Source organism: Mesorhizobium sp. P3_A2 (assembly GCF_056403115.1).
This window is the reverse complement of sequence record NZ_JBFUGC010000014.1, coordinates 151,372-170,122: the sequence shown is the minus strand read 5'-3', so window position 1 is coordinate 170,122 and position 18,751 is coordinate 151,372. Positions and strand designations below refer to the sequence as shown.

The window sequence follows — 18,751 nt, the reverse complement described above, 5'->3', positions numbered from 1 at the left end:
CCGTGGCTGCTCTGCGCAACTCTGTTGACTGCGGTGCGCGTTAGAACCGGTGCTGATGTGTATGTGGCGTAATCGGAAATGAAATCGGCGATCTGCCCGGCGCTCATGTAGCCGTCAGGATCGTCGCCCTGGTATGGGTAGTCGGGGAGTCGCGCCATCCAGTTGGGCGTGAGCAAGCGCAGCGAATCCCAGCGTTCCGTGCGCCAGCTATTCGCGACCTCGCCTCGCTCGAGAACCACATGCCTGAGCGAGTGCTGGCCCAGCAGATAGCTCATCGCCAGGCCTGAGTGACCGGCGCCGATGACGACGACGTCAACGGCGCCGGCGATCCCGCGCGAAGCGCTTTTGCTCATCAGGACTTGCTCGAGGTGACCGTTACATCGGTCGGGTTGGTGATCACGTCAAAGACGGCCGAGCGCTTCTGCGACTGCGCGACGAGAGCGGCGATGTCTTCCGCGCTGGCGTCCGCGTCAATATCGTAGTGCACCTTGATGCCGTCGAAGCCGTTGCGCACGTCCGGATCGATGCCGAGGATGCCCTGGATATTCATGCCGGCTTCGAGCGTTGCCTTGACCGAGTGGAGCTGGATGTTGCGGTTTTGCGCGACAGCCGCGATGCCCGCGGTGAGGCAGCCGGCCAGTCCGACCAGCACAAATTCAACGGGGGTCGCACCCTTGTCCTCGGACGCAAAGATTTCCGGGTGATCGGACTCGAACTTGTAGGTCTGGCGATGCTGCTGTTCTGCGCCCAGGCCGAAGAATCCGTCGACTGTGGCTCGGTTGTGGGTTCCCTTGACCCATTCACTCGTTGCGCGCCACTTGAAGCGGGCGGCCTCGGGGGCATCCTTCAGCGCCTCGCGGGCGCCGAGCAGGGCGGCTACGTTGACACCATTTGTGGCGGTTTCCGTGTGTTTGGTCATATGTCGTACTCCTGTTGACAGGTGAGGGTCCGACTTTTCAGCGGACGGAATGTCTTCCCACGGACGTGTTGTACGCAGCATGGGAGTGGGCGTGGAATCGCCTGGCGAAGCGCTGTGCTGGCGTAACTCCTGCAGCCGAACTCCAGCGAATCGCCGAGGTTGGGGTGGCGCCTCGTTCAGAGGATCCTGCCCCAGCTGTTTGATGAGAGCCTTTTCTGGCGCGGCGTAACCGGCCAGCCAATATCCTTTTGAATTTCCAATGGCAGGCTGTTCAGAACGCGTTCGGATTTTCGTGCTTCACGGGCGTTTTTGATGGCCGCCCCGTAGCGCGCGACCGTTTCAAACATTGACATCTTCTTCTCCTGTAGAGCTTTGGGCGCCTCGGGATATACCCAAGGAGCCGCTCAACAGTCTGTTAAATGCTCCACATTTGTATCTGCAAGGTTGCACCAAAACTGTTGTTTGGTAACAGAGGTAGCACATCTCGAAGACATTTATGCTGTCAGAGGTTCGATCGCTGGTGTCGATCGATGCGGTAGTCTCGCAGCCCGCCAACGCCAAAAGAGCGAGGGCCGGGTCGAAGATTGAACCTATTGTTCAATATCCTCGTAGGTCATCCGTGAACGCGTTCCGCATAGGTTAGGGCGAAGGTTTCCATCTCGAAGGCTCCATCTCAAATGATCGGGTTAGCTCTCGGTCGTCTTCGACCACACGGATGATCCATTCGTCGCAGGCTTCAATCACTTCCACGCGAGGGTGGACTTTGCCATTTCACGCCATCACGTCAATCAGCGTCTCCAGCTATTGGATGGTTCTAGGGCCAGGCCCGGCGGCTCTGTGCCGAGTGCAGTTCTCGCCTTTCCCGCATCCTTGATCATAGTGCCTCCCGTGAATGTCGAGGCAGATGCGGTGATGGCGGAGGATGGGGGTGTCTTACCATGAAAACAGGCAAGTAGTTGTGCACCAGCCACCGGACTGGAATTCATCTGACAAAGTGCGCAGCCGACCTTGCCACCGGTGCCGTGCCAGTTCCAATAGGCGCTAGGTTGCCACGGACGTGCCTAGCGAGATTGTTGACAGACACCGATGCCGATTTTTTCAGTCAAGCACACGACCGCCTATCGCTATCGCCAGCCCGTGAGCTTTGGCGAGCATCGGGTGATGTGTCGGCCGCGCGATAGTTTCGATCAGCGGCTGCTGGACCATGCTTTGTCCGTGGACCCCGAACCGAAGGCGGTTGGCTGGATCCATGACGTTTTTGGCAATTGCGTTGCCGTGATCGATTTCGAGGGTTCGGCCAAGGAACTCCGTTTCGCGACAGACATTCGGCTCGATCACGCGCCGCAGCATGCGCCTGATTTCCGTATTGATGATGCTGCGCTGAATTATCCATTCTCTTACGATCCCGATGAGGCAGCCGACCTCGCCCAAACCATGGAGCGACATCATGCCGATGACAGCGACGAGATCGGCAAATGGGCACGGCAGTTCGTGAGTGCCGCAGGGCAAACCGAGACCGGCAAATTGCTGATGACGCTCTGCTACGCCATCCACGAGAGCTTCGTGTATTCCCGACGGGTCGAAACCGGGACACAGCCGCCGCTGATGACCTTGCATCTGCGCAAAGGCACATCCCGGGACTTCGCGCTTTTCATGATGGAGGCGGTTCGCTCGCTGGGCCTCGCTGCCCGCTTCGTGACCGGCTACGTCTATGTGCCGAGCCGCGACAGTGCGGATTTGCGCGGCGGAGGATTGCCAGGTCTATTTGCCAGGTGCCGGTTGGGTCGAGTTCGATCCCACCAATGGCATTGTCGGCAACCGGGATTTGATCAGGGTTGCTGTGGCCAGGCATCCCCAGCAAGCCATACCTCTTTCGGGAAGCTACTCCGGCAGCGCCTCAAGTTTTCTTGGCATGAGTGTTGAGGTGAAAGTGGTGAAGGAAAATTAGATCGGTCTGATGTTCTCCGGAACTGTTTGGGCAATTTGGAGTTAGCCCCGTTCCTGAATCAAGGCATTGGGACATCGATGCGGATCCGCGCAGGTTTCAACCTCACCTACGAATGTCCGCAGCAGACACCAATGTTGCTCGTCCTCGAGATTCATCCGTCACGCCGCGTCGATCTGTTGACAGAACAGGTCATAGGCTTTGATCGACCGATCGAAGCCCGGGGTTACATTGATGCTTTTGGCAACGCGTGCACAAGAATAGAAGCGCCTGCAGGGCTGACCACGATATCTACGAGTTTCGAGATTTACGATACCGGAAAGTCCGATGTCGTCATGCCAGAAGCCATCCAGCACGACATCAAGGAGCTGCCCGATGAGGTGCTCAGGTTTCTCCTGGGCAGCCGCTATTGCGACACCGATAGGCTCGGCGACTTCGCTTGGGCAAATTTTGGCGATATTCCATCCGGCTGGGCGCGGGTGCAGGCGATCTGCAATTTCGTGCACAATCACATCGCTTTCAGCTACCAAGCCGCGGACCCGCTTCGGACTGCCCACGGCGCTCTTTCCGATCGAACCGGCGTCTGTCGCGACTTTGCGCATCTGGCCATCTCGCTATGCCGCTGCATGAACATCCCGGCGCGCTATTGCACCGGCTATCTCGGCGACATTGGCGTGCCTCCGGTGCCGGATCCCATGGATTTCAGCGCGTGGTTCGAAGCATATCTAAGCGGTCACTGGTTCACATTTGATGCTCGGCATAACCGCCCTCGAATAGGTAGGATCCTGATGGCGACGGGTTGCGACGCGACTGATGTTGCACTCTCAACCAGTTTCGGGTCATCGAGACTTGCTGGCTTCGAGGTTGTCACGGAAGAAGTCTCAGCGAGCACTTGTTGGCGACCCCTATGACCGCGCAAGGCGATGTCGGGACGTGGACGTGACCGCCGGGCAGCGCTAGCCGAACAAGGCGCGAGAATCAGCGGGCGCTTCGGAACGCCCCTTCAGGCTGTAAACCCAGAGGACATTGGGGGCCCGTATACGATAATCGCGCAGTATGCCGTCTCGCCCCTTAGCCATAATCAAGCGATGCTTTTCAAGATTGCGCCAGTGTGCCAGCGCAACTCCGTCGCGCCAGAGTGAAAAAGAAGGTCTTGTTCATGGACGTGGAAGCCATCAAGCGGAAAGAACTTGGGCCTGATGAGCGCCGCGAAAGGCGTCGGCTGCGCAGGGAGAAGCAGCGAATCGAAAACATAGGGCGTGCCGAAAAAATGCATATGGCCCGCTTGGCCGGGGCAAGTGCACAGCGCGGGCATACCGTGTCGGACTTGGAGGCATCCATCTATGTGGGCTGCTCGGGATGGTTTTACTGGAAATGGCGGGGACAGTTTTACCCGAAGGACTTGCCCACAAGCGATTGGTTCGATCACTACGCGAACCGGTTCGACACTGTCGAAATCAATGCATCGTTTTATACGTGGCCAACCGTCACAAATATCAAAAGCTGGGTTCGGCAAGCGGGGGACCGCAGGTTCGTCTATACGGTAAAGGTCTGCGAGCTGATCACTCACATCAAGAGGTTCAAGGGCACCAAAACCCTCGTGACGGATTTTGGGATGATTGCCGATATTTTGGGTGAGCGAATGGGCTGCTTTCTTTTCCAGCTCCCGCCCAGCTACCATTTTACAGAGGCGAGACTGAACAGCATTCTCGGCCAACTCGAACCCGCCCGGCGCAATGTGGTGGAGTTTCGTCACGGCAGCTGGTGGAACGAAACTGTCTACTCTGCCTTTCGAGCGACCGGCACAATCTTTTGCTCATGCAGCGGCCCTCGCCTTCCGAATGTCCTGGTACGGACCGCCGATGACGTCTACGTGCGGCTCCACGGTCCAGAGCGTTGGTACCGACATGATTACACCGCAGATGAGCTAACCAAATGGGCCGAGAACATCCGAGCCAGTGGCGCAAAGAGAGCCTGGGTTTATTTCAATAACGACTATGACGGCTTTGCGCCAAAGAATGCCGTGGCGATGCGACGCTTGCTGGAGGACCAACCCTTGGACCTTCGATCACATACCGGCGCCGATTCGGCAGATGCATAACGAGATGGCAACTTCGTTTTGAGCGCTCATTCCTTCTGAAAGGTCAATCGACTCGCCTCTATTCGAAGCCTGTGTCTTCACCTTGATCTGGTGATGTGAAGGTAAGGATCGATAATGGCCACGGTCCCTTCCTGATCCCGCGCGGGACCTCAGCTCCGACCGCTACACTTTATCCCTATGCGGTGGGCGCCCGTTACTCCAATTCGCTCTCAGAACTGTGTGCGCACCGGGCTGCACCAAAGCTTGAAAAGCCAGCCTCTGCTCCCGCAAGCGCCGGGTCTTAGCCTCTCTCCAGATGCGCTCAGCATTCAGGACTTTCCGGGACTCGCGATCGGCCCGGTGAAACTTCTCCTTGTCGATACGTCTCGCCTTCAACTTCGAGCTCGAGCGGATAAGGCAAGCGATCATTTCTGGGTCGATCTGACCCGAGCCAGTCATGGCCACGATCAAATACTCAATCTCAGCTGCCCTCGTCACCAGGGATCGAAACGTTTCCTGGATTATAGAAAACTCGAAGGCGGATATTTTTCCGACGGTTTTCTGAGCCAGCCCTTACCGCGTCGCGAGACCCCTTGTCAGTTAGCGCTGGCGACTGGGGCCACCAGCGGCGTGATGCGGCGAATTGCGACACGACGGTTCTGTCGTTCTGGCCGTGTCGTGTTCACCTTAAGATATCGCTCGCCGTAGCCTTGGGTCGTCAGGTTCTCTGGCGCGATGCCAAAGGCGTTGGTGAGGGCCTCGGCCACTGCCTCGGCTCGCTGGTCGGACAAGGCCAGGTTTGCATTCTCGCCACCGACGGCATCGGTGTGGCCTTCGATCAAGAATGTTTCCGCCGGGTTCTTCTTCAGCAGCCGCGCCATTGCGTCCGCAACTCCTTGCAGCTTTTTGACTTCGCTGTCCGAGATCGCCGCCGAACCGGACTCGAAATTCAACGTGTCGAGATCCACGCGCCGGGCGATGTCGCGCACACGCGCCGAGCGCTTGACCTCGTCGACCGAATAGAGGCGCTGAACCTTTTCCACCGGCGGCTGTTCGAGGAAAATGTAGTAGTCGCTGGGATCCTCTACCGCGTCCGACTCCAAGATGTATCGCTTCCGCGGTATATTGAGCCGCATCGGTGGCAAATCATCTCCAGGATCGCGCCAATCCTGCACGTCCTGGTAATACCTCTCGTCGACATAGCTCAGCACATATTCGCGGCCGTCCGGCGTGATGCGGGAGCGCTGGATGACGTCGCCATAGCGGTTGCGGATGGTGACGATTTGGTTGCCGTTGTCGCGAACGATCGTCTCGCGTGTGCGGCCACCCGGCAGATCCTCGGAATACACATCCTTGGCACCACGGTCTATTCGCGGCGCTTCGTTGCTCTCGACTATCGTCTGGTTGTTGAACTGGATGATTACCCGGCCGCCAATTTCCGTGAGGACATCGGCGCCTTTTGGGCGTTTCGGCGACTGGCTATCTGGCGCCTTGTCACGGCGAGTACCCTTCTCCTCCGTCACCGGAACGATCTTCTCAGGCTTGATCTCCTGCTGCGCGGCCTTGTCGTCCGCAGGCGGTGGTCCGGCGTCTACAGCGGCAGCCGCAGGCGCCGCGGCCTGACCGCCATCGCTCTGCTGAGCAGGCGCTTTGCCGTCCTTGCCCGGACGTTTTGCATCTTTTTCGCTGTCGAGGACGGGTGCGGCGTTCGGGTCTGCCGGCGCGTCGCCCTGGACTGGCTTTTCGTTTTGGGCGGGCGCCGCCAGCTCACCATTGGCTGGCTTTTCGGAGGTTGCAGGCTGCTGATCGGTTGAAGGTTGTTCTCCAGTCACGGGTTGCTTTGGTGCAGGCTGCTCGGCGGAAGGTGTCTCTTCTGACTTGCTCGTCGGTTCCGGCGGCTGTTCGCCCTGGGCAGGCGCAGGCTCAGCGGTCGCAGCAGGCGCCTGGGTAGGCGGGGTGGGAGAAGGCGCCTGATCTGCTGGTGGCTGGACTTGCTTGACTGGAGCCGATTTGTTGGAGGCCGGCTGGTCGGTGGGGGCTGGCGCAGCCTCGGACGCTGGCGCGGGCGCGGCCGGTTGAGCAGGTTGTTGCTTCGCGGACGGTTCAGCCGGTGGAGTTGAGTCCGGAACGGGAGCTGCCCCAGACGCCGGAGCTGCCTCTTTTGGCTGCTCCTGCGGTTTTGGTGAAGGCTGTGGTTCGGTCGCTGGAAGGGGAGCGGGGCTTTCGGACGGAGCCTGTTGCCTCAGCGCGCAGGCTTCGGCGGACTCGCCCTCCTTACATTTCAACTTGATGAAAATAGGTCGTGCCGATGCGACGAACGGTTCGGCACCGAAGGCTGCGATGAGCGGTGCCCCGAACGGCGCTGAGGCGATCAGCAAACCGAGTGCGGTGCTGGCCAAAATCTTTGGTCGGCGTGTCATTTGAATTCTCCGTGTGTGTCCCGTCGCTATCCAAACTGGGCACTGCCACATTCGTTCCCGCTCAATTTCCCAAGGAGACGCTCCCCAACGGAAACGACGGACGATTACTTTAGGAGGCGCGGCAAGTTGCCGGGCTTGGACGGAGATACAGTCCGTCGGAGGACGGCCGCCTGTTCCGGGGCCAATCTGCGGTCTGTTATAAGAAAAAGCCCGCTGGCCGGGAGCCAGCCGGGTGACGGGCCTTCCGGCCCGTTCGACCGATTAGAGGGACCCGCGGGCAAATGGATTCGGCGCCGCGATCCTCACCGCTTCTAGTCCGTGCCGACGCATTAACCCAGGCGATCTCAATCAGACGTGCTTTCGCCATCGGCACAGGATCTGGTATCTGCGGGATCCCGTCCGACCGCCAGCCGCAACGACGGAGCTGCCGCACTCTGAGCCCGCCATTCGCGCCAGTGAGTCGGAATATCGATCCGTTCGCATGCCAATCCCGAGCCAACTTTGCGCTATGCGAACAGACTGCTACCTGCGGTCACCAGCAGACGCATCGGACCGCAGCTTGTTTCTTGAAGCCAACGGCGCTATTTCTTCCCTATGCCCGAAAGAGCCACCTATCCCTCAGACCTGACTGCGGTACTCGCCTTCATCTTTGGCGCTATCGTGATGGTGGCCAGTATCGGCTCGCTGTTGCTGAGCCTTTTGGCGATCGCTGGCATTCACCCGGTCTGATCGGTTCGTTCGTACAACCTTCTAGCCATCAGCCAGACGCCATACTCGCAGATTCGACGCGGGACGTTGCAAGCGCTCTCATCGACGCCGCACAGCCTCGGGGGTCGATTCCCACCTTCGCCTAGACAAGGAGAGCTTCACACACAGCCTGCGAGACGTGGTTTGGCGAACCAAGCGAAAGCCCTTCTTGAAAATGCGGGCTTGAACTGCAATCCTGCCGAAAAGGCGGGTTGAATCGATTATCGCTCTGTCCGGGAGGCATTCGACTTGGTCACGCAGTTAACCTCAAGCGAACGCCAATACGCGGCAGTGATACTTCTTCTGGTCGGACTGTTGGGCTTGACGATGGCCGCGCTCGGCAAGTCCGACCCGATTGGCGTGCACGGCGTTATCGTTATGGTGTTCAGCGGCGCGCTGCTATTTCTGGTGCTGTCGGCCTACTACGCGCCCGAGCCACAGATCGACCGGCAGGCGAATTACTACGATGATCCAATCAAGGTCGGTATCGTATTGTCGATGGCCTGGGCTGTTTTCGGCATGTTCATGGGCGTGTGGGTCGCCGCCCAGCTCGCCTGGCCAAATCTTGCCTTCGATGCAGCGTGGTCGACCTTCGGGCGGATGCGGCCAACCCATACCACGGGCGTGATCTTCGGCTTCGGCGGCAACGCGCTGATCGCCACTTCCTTCCATGTCGTCCAGCGGACTTCGCGAGCTCGGCTGGCCGGCCAGATCAGTCCGTGGTTCGTCCTCTTCGGATACAACCTGTTCTGCGTGCTTGCCGTCACCGGTTACTTCATGGGCGTGACGCAATCAAAGGAATATGCCGAGCCGGAGTGGTACGCCGACCTATGGCTGGTCATCGTCTGGGTGACCTATTTTCTCCTCTTCGTCCGCACGCTCGCGCGACGCAAGGAGCCGCACATCTACGTCGCCAACTGGTATTATTTGGCCTTCATCGTGGTCGTAGCGGTCCTGCACATCGTCAACAACCTCGCCGTCCCCATCTCGCTCGGACACGCCAAAAGCTACACGATATGGTCAGGCGTGCAGGATGCGATGGTCCAGTGGTGGTACGGCCACAATGCCGTTGCCTTCTTTCTCACGGCTGGCTTCCTGGGTATGCTGTATTACTATCTGCCGAAGCGCGCAGAACGACCGATCTTCTCCTACAGGCTGTCGATTCTCAGCTTCTGGGGCATCACATTCTTCTACATGTGGGCGGGCTCCCATCACCTCCACTATACGGCCCTGCCGCATTGGGTGCAGAACCTCGGAATGACGTTTTCCGTCATGCTTCTGGTTCCCTCCTGGGCTTCGGCTGGAAACGCGCTGCTTACCCTGAACGGGGCCTGGCACAAGGTCCGCGACGACGCGACGCTGCGCTTCATGATGGTGGCCGCCGTCTTCTACGGCCTTTCGACCTTCGAGGGGTCTTTCCTGGCAATCCGTCCGGTCAATTCGTTGTCGCACTATACCGATTGGACCGTTGGGCATGTGCATGCTGGAGCGCTCGGCTGGGTGGCGCTGATTACCTTTGGTTCGCTCTACACCCTCGTGCCGGCGCTGTGGAAACGAGAACGGATGTACTCTGCCGCGCTCGTTGAAGTTCATTTCTGGCTCGCTCTGGCGGGCACGCTCATCTACGTCTTCGCGATGTGGAACTCCGGTATCATCCAGGGCCTGATGTGGCGCACATATACAGCGGATGGCTCGCTAGCCTATTCGTTCGTCGATTCGCTGGTGGCGATGTATCCGTACTACATCGCGCGGGCCTTCGGCGGTCTCCTGTTCCTGCTTGGCGCGATGGTAGGCTGTTACAACATGTGGATGACCGCTACGGCAGCACCCTTCATGACAGAACGACAAGCCGATCTCCCCGATCCTGGCGCTGCCCCCGGCATTACCCCGAGTCCGGCGGAGTGACCCGATATGCCTGAACTCTTCCACCGAAAGATTGAGCGAACGGCCGTCGGATTCCTTCTGGCCATCGTCGCCGCGGCCAGCGTCGGCGGCATAGTCGAAATCGCGCCACTGTTCACGATTCACGAAACGATTGAAGACGCACCGGACATGCGTCTCTATACGCCGCTCGAGGTCGCTGGCCGCGATATTTACGTCCGCGAAGGCTGCTATGCCTGTCACAGCCAGATGATCAGGACGCTGAGCGACGAGGTTGACCGCTACGGGCCGTATTCGCTGGCGGTGGAATCGAAATACGACCACCCCATGTTATGGGGATCCAAGCGTACAGGTCCGGACTTAGCGCGCATCGGTGGCAAATATTCCGATATCTGGCACGTGACACATCTCTCCAATCCGCGTCAGGTCGTCCCAGAATCCAATATGCCGGCTTACGCATTCCTGGCGCGCACGCCACTCGAGATGGACGAGCTGAACCTGCATCTGGCCGCTCTGAGGGAAGTCGGCGTGCCGTACACGGACGACATGATCAACAACGCCGCGAGAGATGCGTTCGGACAGGCAACTCCTGACAGCGATTTTGGGGCGGGTGTGACCAGGCGCTACGGCGAGAAAACCCAGGTAAGTGCCTTCGATGGCGTAACGACCGAGGTCACCGAGATGGACGCGCTGGTTGCCTATCTGCAAGTGCTGGGACGCCTGACGGACGCCGCCTACAAGCAAACCGCTGCGCCCGAAAAGGCACCCGATTCCTAACAGCGACTGGACCGAAGGGAGGACCGCATCATGGAGCTGGACCACGACACCCTCGTCGCCTTCTCGAAGAGCTGGGGGCTGTTTTATCTGATCGCGTTCGCCGTCGGCGTTTGCATCTACACGTTCTGGCCGTCGAACCGACAGCGGTTTCGTGAAGCCAAAAAGAACATTCTCGACCGGGATGACATGCCATGGCGGTAGAGGAACTGGATCCCGTAAGCGGTCGCGCGACGACGGGACATGAATGGAACGGCATCAAGGAACTTGACACTCCAGTCCCGAGGGGGGTTTTGATGTTCTTGATCGTCACTCACCTCTTCGCGGTGATCTGGTGGTTCGTGATGCCGACATGGCCTCTTGGGACGACCTACACCAAGGGCCTGCTGGACACCGACCAGCGCAAGATTGTCGAGGCGAAGCTCGTCTCAGAAAACGCGGCCAGAGCGCCATGGATCGACGCGATCGAAAAGTCGAGCTTCGACGAGATCCTGGCCAATCCGCACCTCATGGAGGTCGTTAAAGAAACCGGTCATCGGCTTTTCGGGGACAACTGCGCCGCCTGCCACGGCCGCGACGGCAAGGGTGGCAACAACTATCCCGACCTGACAGACCACGACTGGATCTGGGGTGGAGGGCCCGACACGATCGCCGAGACGATGCGTATCGGGGTCAATTCCAGCAACCCGGAAACCCGGGTATCGCAGATGCCCTCGTTTGGACGCGACCAAATGCTGGAGCCCGTACAGGTCAGGGACGTGGCTCTGTATGTCCATTCACTGAGCAATCCGTCCGATGCCACCCCTGACAATGTCAACACAATCGAAGCGGGGCGACAGGTCTTCCTCACAACCTGCGCCGCCTGCCACGGCCAGGATGCCAAGGGCAACAAGGACATGGGGGCTCCCAATCTGACCGATCAATACTGGATTTATGGCGGCGACCTGCAGACAATCGTCACGAGTGTCCATGGCGGCCGCCAGGGGCATATGCCGACGTGGGACAAGCGGCTGACACCAGCCGATATCAAGATCCTCGCGCTCTATGTCTACAAGCTGGGCGTCGAGAACCCGTGATGGGATCAACCTGATGGCACCAACTGAACAGAAGCGTTCGCGTGCACCGCTGCTGGTGTGGCTCCTGGTTCCGGCGGCCGTGCTGCTTTTTTGTGGGGCGAACGCTCATCTGATCTACGTGGCATTCTCGTCCCAGCCGGGATGCGTAAGCCATCTGAAGGCACCAGACCCTGGAACAGGCTTATACAGGGCGGCGGGTTCCGATTGCTGAACAGCAATCAACGCAATCGCGAGGTAGACAAATGAGCAACGCCAACAAGCCCTACGGATTGCTGAACCAACTGTCAGGCATCGAGGAAACCCGCAATACCGAGCGTGAGCGTCACTTGCCGGCGAGCGCGGCATTTGCCTGGCTCGCAGCAGGCTGGCGCGACCTGATGATCGCACCCGGACTGAGCCTCGCCTATGGCGTGGTGGTCTTCGTCGTTTCCGTAGTTTTCGTCTGGACGATGTTCGCTTTTGGCTGGGACTACATTCTATTCCCGGCTCTCGCCGGCTTCATGATCGTGGCGCCAGCTATTGCGGTTGGGCTGTACGCGAAGAGCCGCGCCATCGAAGAGGACGAAGTGCCGACGCTGGGGGGGATGCTCCGCGTCAAGTCCCGTGCAGGCGCCCAGATCTTCTTCACTGGGGTTCTCCTTTGCCTGCTCATGCTTTTGTGGATGCGCGCGGCAGTCTTGCTCTATGCGCTGTTCTTCGGTGTGCGGGCGTTTCCTGGGTTGGACCATATCGTCGGAATGCTTTTCACGACTCCGGTAGGTATCGCCATGCTTGTCGTTGGAACGCTGGTCGGTGGGTTGTTCGCCGCTTTCGGCTTCGCAATCAGCGTCTTTTCGCTTCCGATGCTGCTCGACCAGCGCACCGATGCGCTGACGGCGATGGCAACCAGCATGGCCATCGTTTGGAACAATCTCCAACCTATGATCATGTGGGGGGCCGTCGTGCTAGCCCTGTTCGCAGTGGGTGTGGCAACGGCTCTGGTCGGGCTGATTGTGATCTTCCCGCTGCTTGGCCATGCCACCTGGCATGCCTACAAGGCAATGCGGTGAGGATGACCTGAGCGATGTCTTGCTGCTCGCCCGCCGGCGCCAGGTTGGAAATCGAAGTCGCACGCTCGGTCGCGTCGGAGGAACTCCTCCTCGCCAGCCGCGATCTCGGCGACGGGATGCGTCAGACGGACCTTTCGGTTCCCGGCATGCACTGCGGGGCCTGCATTGCTGCCGTCGAGAAGATACTGTCGGCGCTCGAAGGCGTTGCGAATGCGCGCGTTAATCTGTCCACGAGGCGGGTCGCAGTCCGATGGCGCACGGTCGATGGTGTTGCTCCGGACCTGATTGGCACGCTGGAAAGGATCGGTTACCAAGCGCACCTTTATTCTTTAGAGTCAGATGCAAATGACCCGCAGCTGTCGCACCTGCTCAAGGCGCTGGCCGTAGCTGGCTTCTGCGCCATGAACATCATGCTGTTGTCGGTGTCCGTCTGGTCCGGTGCCACCGGGCAAACACGGCAGGCGTTCCATCTCCTCTCAGCCGCTCTAGCGCTCCCGGCCATCCTCTACTCCGGCCGTATCTTCTATTTCTCGGCGTGGTCGGCGCTACGAAACCTCCGGACGAACATGGACGTGCCGATCTCAGTCGGCGTAACTCTCGCTTTCGCCCTTAGCCTCTACGATACCGTTCACGGCGCCCCGCACGCCTATTTCGATGCAGCAACGACCCTCCTTTTCTTCCTGCTGGCTGGACGCACCTTGGATCATGTGATGCGCGAGAAGGCGCGATCCGCGGTGGCCGGACTGGCGCGGCTTGCGCCAGTCGGCGCCACGGTCATCGAGGCCGACGGCACGAAGCGCTATGTACCGGCGGCCACGATCGAGCCGGGTACCACTGTGTTCATTGCAGCCGGCGACCGCGTTCCGGTCGATGGGGTGGTGGAAACCGGAAACTCCGATCTCGATTGCTCTCTGGTTTCCGGCGAAAGCGCGCCTCTTGCAGCGTCGCCGAGGACAAGGGTCCAGGCGGGACTGATGAACCTCACTGGGCCACTGACGATGAAAGCCACCGCGCGCGCGGAAGATTCCTTGCTGGCTGAAATGGTCCGGATGATGGAAGCTGCGGAAGGCGGGCGGGCGCGTTACCGCCGGCTGGCTGACCGTGCCGCTGCACACTATTCGCCTGTGGTCCACACGATCGCTCTGCTATCTTTAGCCGCTTGGCTTTTCGCCACCGGCGACTGGCATCATTCCATAACTGTTGCCATCTCTGTCCTCATTATAACCTGCCCTTGTGCCCTCGGTCTTGCCGTTCCAATCGTCCAGGTCGTGGCGGCGCGGCGTCTCTTCGAACGGGGTATCATGGTGAAGGACGGTTCCGCACTCGAGCGCCTTGCCGAGGCTGACACTGTCTTGTTCGACAAGACCGGCGTGCTCACTCTTGGCGAGCCCGTCCTGGCGAACGCAGCAAAGATCGCGCCGGCTGCTCTTGGCATTGCAGCCGCCATCGGGGCCGGGTCCCGACACCCGTCTGCTTTGGCGATCGCGGCTGCGGGGGTGGGCCTGCCGCAGACGCCCTTTGCCTTCGATCACTTAAAGGAATTTTCGGGCCTTGGCCTGGAAGCCCGCGCGCAAGGCGTCGTCTACCGTCTTGGTCGCCATGATTGGGCGACTGACAGCGGCGTGCAACACGAACAAAACTCAGCGACCTCGGTTGCCGTGCTGACGAAAGATAGGGAGTGGCTTGCCACTTTCGCGATCGAGGACGGTGTTCGCCCTGGTGCAGAGCAGGCAGTCGGCGATCTCAAAAGGGCCGGACTGCAAGTCGAAATCGTTTCTGGCGACCGGCGGCAGCCGGTAAAGATGCTGGCGATGCGGCTGGGCATCGATCAGGTCGAAGCCGAGTTGCTTCCGGCCGGAAAGCTCGGCCGGATCAAGGAACTTGCCGGCTGCGGAAGCAAGGTTCTTATGGTCGGAGACGGGCTGAACGACGGACCAGCGCTGGCCGCCGCCCACGTTTCGATGGCGCCAAGCACGGCCGTGGATATTGGCCGAAATGCTGCAGACCTCGTCTTCCTTGGCGAGGATCTTTCCGCTGTACCGCAGGCTCTCGACATATCAAGGAGGGCGCAGAATTTGATCCGGCAGAACTTTGCGCTTGCCGTTGCCTATAACGCCCTGGCCGTACCCATAGCGGTGGCGGGCTACGTGACCCCGCTCTTGGCGGCTCTTGCGATGTCGCTGTCCTCGCTGCTCGTGGTCGCCAACGCCATGCGGCTGCGGCCCAATGTTCCGGTCGAGCCTGTGAGGCGCGCTCGTCCCTCGGGTTCAGAGCACGTCGTTGCTGGCATGCCTCGATGAATTACCTGGTCGTCCTCGTCCCGGTCGCGATCCTGCTGGGCCTAGCAGGGCTTGTGGCCTTCCTCTGGTCCCTGCGCGCTGGCCAGTACGATGATCTGGACGGCGCGGCTGAGCGAATCCTCCATGACGATGAGGACAGGCCATAGGTTTCTGGAGGCTCCACATCTAGACCGCCCTCGAACTCAATAGTCTTGGGCATGCCGGGCAGGCGCAAGCCCCCACCGGGCCGAAGCGGTGCTTTGAGTTCGTTGGAACTCGACGGGCCGCTTCAGGCGTTACTTACGAGAATTTCGGAGTTACCATCGAGATCGAGCCATATGACGGTAAGCGCCAATGGATGAACAACGTCTTGTTAGAAGGCAAGGATGTTGCGGAGGCCACGGTATGTGCATGGGCCCCTCGCGCCAAAGAGGCCTTGGATATCGACGCAGACGTGAACGGACGTGTTGCTGAGGGGGGCGTGAACAAGACTGCGAGCTGCCATCACCAACTCCTTGGCCCGTAATTGTCATGTCGCCTCAAAGTGGCGTGTTGTCCTTGGCCTGCCGGGCGGCTTCAGCCTTGGCAACGTCGATCGCGCAAAGCTTTGCCCCGGCCTGGCTTTCTTCTACGTCTAACAGCGACGGTCAGGTTCTCGACGAAGACGGCCAACTGTTCGAGTCGCGCGATAGCGATCGAGCATAGGCCTTGCGCATCCTGCAGGATGTTGCGCGCGATGAAATGCCTGAGCGCGAGCTGGCAAAAATCACGGTTAGGTAGGAGGGACAACGGAGCCCAGTGTCTGAAGCGTCGCTCATCTTAGCGACCGGCTGGAGCGCATCGCCGTTCATCGAGCCAAAATAGGAAAACAGTGGGGCCGGCGACAAATGCCGCATCGCACCACGGAGTGTGGGCCGGCCGTTCGCCCCTCTCCCGAACCTGCGCGATCTGCCTTCAGAATATGCGAGGCACGGTCTTCGTTTTGCCTCGGCGGGGAACCATTGAAAATGCCATCCGTTAGGCTGTTCACGAAATGTATTAGCGAGGCACCGTGGACCACGACGACGCTTCACCTATACCCTCCGGCGTTGAGGGCCTCGACTACATCTTGCGGGGTGGGTTCGCTAAATTCCGCTCCCATCTGATTGAAGGTAGGCCTGGGTCAGGTAAGACAACCCTCGGTCTCCAGTTTCTGATCAAAGGCGCTGAGAGCGGTGAGAAATGCCTCTACATAACGCTTTCCGAAAGTAAGCGAGAACTGCGGTCAGTTGCGGAACGGCACGGGTTTCCGCTTGAGGGCATTGAAATCCTCGAGCTGGTTCCGCCAGAGCTCAGCCTTGATCCGTCGCAACTTCAGACTTTGGTGCACTCGTCCGATCTGGAGCTGGGCGAAACCGTGCAGTCCGCTCTGGCGGAGATCGAGCGCATCAAACCAAATCGCGTGGTGTTCGATTCGCTCTCGGAAATTCGATTGCTGTCCCAAGGGTCGTTGCGCTACCGGCGGCAGGTGTTGGCATTGAAGAGCTTCTTCCTCCTGAGCAACGCTACCGTGCTTCTGCTGGACGACCTCACTGCTGAACATGACGATCTCAACTTGCATTCGATCAGCCACGGCGTCATCCGCATGGAGCAGCTTTCGCCGATTTATGGCGGCGAGCGCCGACGGCTTCGCGTGATCAAAATGCGCGGGGTTCAAATTCGCGGCGGTTTCCACGATTTCGTCATTCGACATGGCGGCGTTACCGTCTTTCCCCGTCTGGTTGCTGCAGAACATGAAATGGCAGAGCACGGCTCGCCGGCCATCTGCAACAGTTCTGTCGATACTCTGCTGGGCGGCGGCTTGGAACGCGGGACCAGCACACTTTTGATAGGCCCATCCGGCGTAGGCAAATCGACGATTGCCTGTACTTATTGCCATGCCGCGCTAAGGCGCGGGGAACCCGTACTGGTCCTGTTGTTCGACGAAACCAAGCGCATCTTTCTGACGCGCGCTTCAGGCCTCGGCATGGAGCTGCAGACCTTTACAAACGACGGGAGCCTGTTGCTGGAACAGGTAGATCCGGCGGAGTTATCGCCGGGCGAGCTGTCGTCACGCATCCAGTCGGCTGTCGAGCGCGCTGGCGCTAGGATCGTGGTGATCGATAGCCTGACTGGCTATCTCAACGCCATGTCGGAAGAGCAGCATCTTGTACTTCAGATGCACGAGATCCTCACCTATCTTAACCAGAAAGGTGTTGTGACGATCCTACTCCTGGCCAATCATGGACTGATCGGCCAAATGGCCTCATCTGTCGACATGACCTATCTCTGTGATTCCGTCATGCTGCTTCGCTTCTTCGAGAGCGGCGGCCGGTTGAGACGGGCTGTTTCGGTCGTCAAGAAACGCGTTGGCCCGCATGAAGACACCATCCGCGAATTCAAGATCAGCCCGGCGGGCTTGGCCGTCGGCGAGCCCTTGGAAGAGTTCCGAGGCATTTTGACTGGTGTACCGTCTTATGAGGGCAAGAAGGGCGACCTCCTCAAAGACAAGGCGTCATGATGCCGTCTCGCGGTGTGCTCGTACTCGCGCCAGTGGGGCGTGACGCAAAGATCGCGGCCTCGATTCTCGCCACGAATGACATCCGGTCGCACATCTGCGCAACCCTAGATGAAACCCTTCCCCATCTGGACCAGGCCCAATGTCTCGTCGTTGCTGCGGAAGCCCTGATCAGCTCTAATCGAACTCAGTTCGCAGCCTGGCTGGATAACCAGCCAACGTGGTCGGATTTTCCGATCGTGCTCTTGACCATGCGTGGCACAGAAATCGACAAGCGGTTGTCGTTTCTGGACGGCTATTTGGTTGTCCTGGAAAGGCCGTTCCTACCCTCCAGCCTCACAAATTCCGTTCGCTCGGCACTGCGCGCCCGTGCCCGCCAGCTTGAGGTAAAGTCCTATATCGAACAGAAGCAAGAAGTTGCTGATCGGCAGAAGCTGCTTATCCGAGAGCTACACCACCGTGTCAAAAATACGCTGGCCAATGTCCGTGCAATGATGGGTGCGACCGCGAAGTCCAGTGGCAGCGTGGAGGACTTCATGCGCGATTTCTCTGCCAGAATTGTCTCTCTGGCTGACACTCACTCGATTCTGACTGACGATTATTGGCAAATGGCTTCCTTGCATAAACTGCTCGAGTCGGAGTTGCGACATTACGATACCAACGACAAGTCCCGTGTATTGCTCGAAGGCCCGGACGTAGCGCTTGTCGCCGACATCGCAATACCGGTCGGCATGGCGTTCCATGAGCTTGCATCCAACTCGTCGAAGTATGGTGCGTTGTCTCGACCTCAAGGCCGCCTGGAAGTCCGGTGGTCAGTCGACAGCTCAGGCGGCAGTAAAATTGTCACTCTCGATTGGCAGGAACGGGGCGGGCCTGTGGTAGAGCAGCCTGCAAAGCGCGGGTTTGGTACGACACTGCTGGAGAAAGTTGTACCTGTGCAGTGCGATGCCAAGGTCGAATTGAGCTACCACCGCGACGGTCTGCGCTTCGCCATGGCGTTGCCCCTGCGCGACACCAGGCTGGTGCCAGGCTATTAGTGGCAGCG

At 59.3% G+C, this 18,751-nt stretch carries 15 protein-coding genes and 1 pseudogene; 12 read left to right on the top strand and 4 right to left on the bottom strand.

The annotated features are described in order from the left end of the window. The 3 genes from AC1DXM_RS27250 to AC1DXM_RS27240 all read right to left on the bottom strand — a co-directional run. Positions 1-353: NAD(P)-binding protein (locus AC1DXM_RS27250; RefSeq protein ID WP_477237958.1), on the bottom strand; the 353-nt coding region annotated here is incomplete at its 3' end. Continuing rightward, positions 353-919, bottom strand: coding sequence for an OsmC family protein (locus AC1DXM_RS27245; RefSeq protein ID WP_477237956.1), 567 nt, complete (start codon positions 917-919; stop codon positions 353-355). The genes AC1DXM_RS27250 and AC1DXM_RS27245, both read right to left, overlap by 1 nt. A 176-nt stretch (positions 920-1,095) precedes the next feature. Continuing rightward, complete coding sequence (locus AC1DXM_RS27240) at positions 1,096-1,272, bottom strand: hypothetical protein (protein ID WP_192255001.1); 177 nt, start codon at positions 1,270-1,272, stop codon at positions 1,096-1,098. Positions 1,273-2,005: 733 nt separating this feature from the next. Between AC1DXM_RS27240 and AC1DXM_RS27235 the strand changes: the two are divergent. From AC1DXM_RS27235 to AC1DXM_RS27225, 3 genes and pseudogenes are all read left to right on the top strand, one after another. Beyond that, positions 2,006-2,867 (top strand): annotated as a pseudogene (locus AC1DXM_RS27235) (transglutaminase family protein). A 77-nt stretch (positions 2,868-2,944) separates the two neighbouring features. Beyond that, the gene (locus tag AC1DXM_RS27230) at positions 2,945-3,775 is read left to right on the top strand and encodes a transglutaminase-like domain-containing protein (protein ID WP_477237954.1); all 831 of its coding nucleotides are present in this window, start codon (positions 2,945-2,947) and stop codon (positions 3,773-3,775) included. Between the two features lie 248 nt (positions 3,776-4,023). Further along, positions 4,024-4,965: a DUF72 domain-containing protein gene (locus tag AC1DXM_RS27225; protein ID WP_477237952.1), complete on the top strand. Its 942-nt coding sequence runs from the start codon at positions 4,024-4,026 to the stop codon at positions 4,963-4,965. Between the two features lie 575 nt (positions 4,966-5,540). Here the strand turns inward: AC1DXM_RS27225 and AC1DXM_RS27220 are convergent. Continuing rightward, entirely contained in the window at positions 5,541-7,364 is a 1,824-nt protein-coding gene (locus tag AC1DXM_RS27220) for an OmpA family protein (protein ID WP_477237950.1), read from the bottom strand. 996 nt (positions 7,365-8,360) lie between these two features. Between AC1DXM_RS27220 and ccoN the strand changes: the two genes are divergently transcribed. The 9 genes from ccoN to AC1DXM_RS27175 all read left to right on the top strand — a co-directional run bounded on the left by ccoN (position 8,361) and on the right by AC1DXM_RS27175 (position 18,743). Then, the gene (ccoN, locus tag AC1DXM_RS27215; protein WP_477237948.1) at positions 8,361-10,016 is read left to right on the top strand and encodes a cytochrome-c oxidase, cbb3-type subunit I; all 1,656 of its coding nucleotides are present in this window, start codon (positions 8,361-8,363) and stop codon (positions 10,014-10,016) included. Positions 10,017-10,022: 6 nt separating this feature from the next. Next, positions 10,023-10,769 (top strand): cytochrome-c oxidase, cbb3-type subunit II, encoded by a 747-nt coding sequence (gene ccoO / locus AC1DXM_RS27210; protein WP_477237946.1) that lies wholly within the window; start codon positions 10,023-10,025, stop codon positions 10,767-10,769. Positions 10,770-10,799: 30 nt separating this feature from the next. Then, positions 10,800-10,970, top strand: coding sequence for a cbb3-type cytochrome c oxidase subunit 3 (locus AC1DXM_RS27205; RefSeq protein WP_477237944.1), 171 nt, complete (start codon positions 10,800-10,802; stop codon positions 10,968-10,970). Further along, positions 10,961-11,842: a cytochrome-c oxidase, cbb3-type subunit III gene (gene ccoP, locus AC1DXM_RS27200; RefSeq protein WP_477237942.1), complete on the top strand. Its 882-nt coding sequence runs from the start codon at positions 10,961-10,963 to the stop codon at positions 11,840-11,842. The genes AC1DXM_RS27205 and ccoP overlap by 10 nt, the downstream gene beginning before the upstream one ends. A 242-nt stretch (positions 11,843-12,084) precedes the next feature. Then, complete coding sequence (locus tag AC1DXM_RS27195; protein WP_477237940.1) at positions 12,085-12,891, top strand: DUF2189 domain-containing protein; 807 nt, start codon at positions 12,085-12,087, stop codon at positions 12,889-12,891. Between the two features lie 14 nt (positions 12,892-12,905). Continuing rightward, complete coding sequence (locus tag AC1DXM_RS27190; protein WP_477237938.1) at positions 12,906-15,191, top strand: heavy metal translocating P-type ATPase; 2,286 nt, start codon at positions 12,906-12,908, stop codon at positions 15,189-15,191. Continuing rightward, positions 15,188-15,337, top strand: coding sequence for a cbb3-type cytochrome oxidase assembly protein CcoS (gene ccoS, locus AC1DXM_RS27185; protein WP_477237936.1), 150 nt, complete (start codon positions 15,188-15,190; stop codon positions 15,335-15,337). Before AC1DXM_RS27190 ends, ccoS begins: the two co-directional genes overlap by 4 nt. Before the next feature lie 884 nt (positions 15,338-16,221). Next, positions 16,222-17,709, top strand: a complete 1,488-nt coding sequence (locus tag AC1DXM_RS27180) for an ATPase domain-containing protein (protein WP_477237934.1) — start codon at positions 16,222-16,224, stop codon at positions 17,707-17,709. Further along, positions 17,706-18,743 carry a sensor histidine kinase gene (locus AC1DXM_RS27175; protein ID WP_477237932.1) on the top strand — a complete coding sequence of 346 codons (1,038 nt, stop codon included), beginning with the start codon at positions 17,706-17,708 and terminating at the stop codon, positions 18,741-18,743. Before AC1DXM_RS27180 ends, AC1DXM_RS27175 begins: the two co-directional genes overlap by 4 nt. The last annotated feature ends 8 nt before the right edge of the window (positions 18,744-18,751 follow it).

Coding starts and splice junctions, on each gene's coding strand:
- AC1DXM_RS27245 (WP_477237956.1), bottom strand. CDS start 919: ATGACCAAACACACGGAAACCGCCACAAATGGTGTCAACGTAGCCGCC.
- AC1DXM_RS27240 (WP_192255001.1), bottom strand. CDS start 1,272: ATGTCAATGTTTGAAACGGTCGCGCGCTACGGGGCGGCCATCAAAAAC.
- AC1DXM_RS27230 (WP_477237954.1), top strand. CDS start 2,945: ATGCGGATCCGCGCAGGTTTCAACCTCACCTACGAATGTCCGCAGCAG.
- AC1DXM_RS27225 (WP_477237952.1), top strand. CDS start 4,024: ATGGACGTGGAAGCCATCAAGCGGAAAGAACTTGGGCCTGATGAGCGC.
- AC1DXM_RS27220 (WP_477237950.1), bottom strand. CDS start 7,364: ATGACACGCCGACCAAAGATTTTGGCCAGCACCGCACTCGGTTTGCTG.
- ccoO (WP_477237946.1), top strand. CDS start 10,023: ATGCCTGAACTCTTCCACCGAAAGATTGAGCGAACGGCCGTCGGATTC.
- AC1DXM_RS27205 (WP_477237944.1), top strand. CDS start 10,800: ATGGAGCTGGACCACGACACCCTCGTCGCCTTCTCGAAGAGCTGGGGG.
- ccoP (WP_477237942.1), top strand. CDS start 10,961: ATGGCGGTAGAGGAACTGGATCCCGTAAGCGGTCGCGCGACGACGGGA.
- AC1DXM_RS27195 (WP_477237940.1), top strand. CDS start 12,085: ATGAGCAACGCCAACAAGCCCTACGGATTGCTGAACCAACTGTCAGGC.
- AC1DXM_RS27190 (WP_477237938.1), top strand. CDS start 12,906: ATGTCTTGCTGCTCGCCCGCCGGCGCCAGGTTGGAAATCGAAGTCGCA.
- ccoS (WP_477237936.1), top strand. CDS start 15,188: ATGAATTACCTGGTCGTCCTCGTCCCGGTCGCGATCCTGCTGGGCCTA.
- AC1DXM_RS27175 (WP_477237932.1), top strand. CDS start 17,706: ATGATGCCGTCTCGCGGTGTGCTCGTACTCGCGCCAGTGGGGCGTGAC.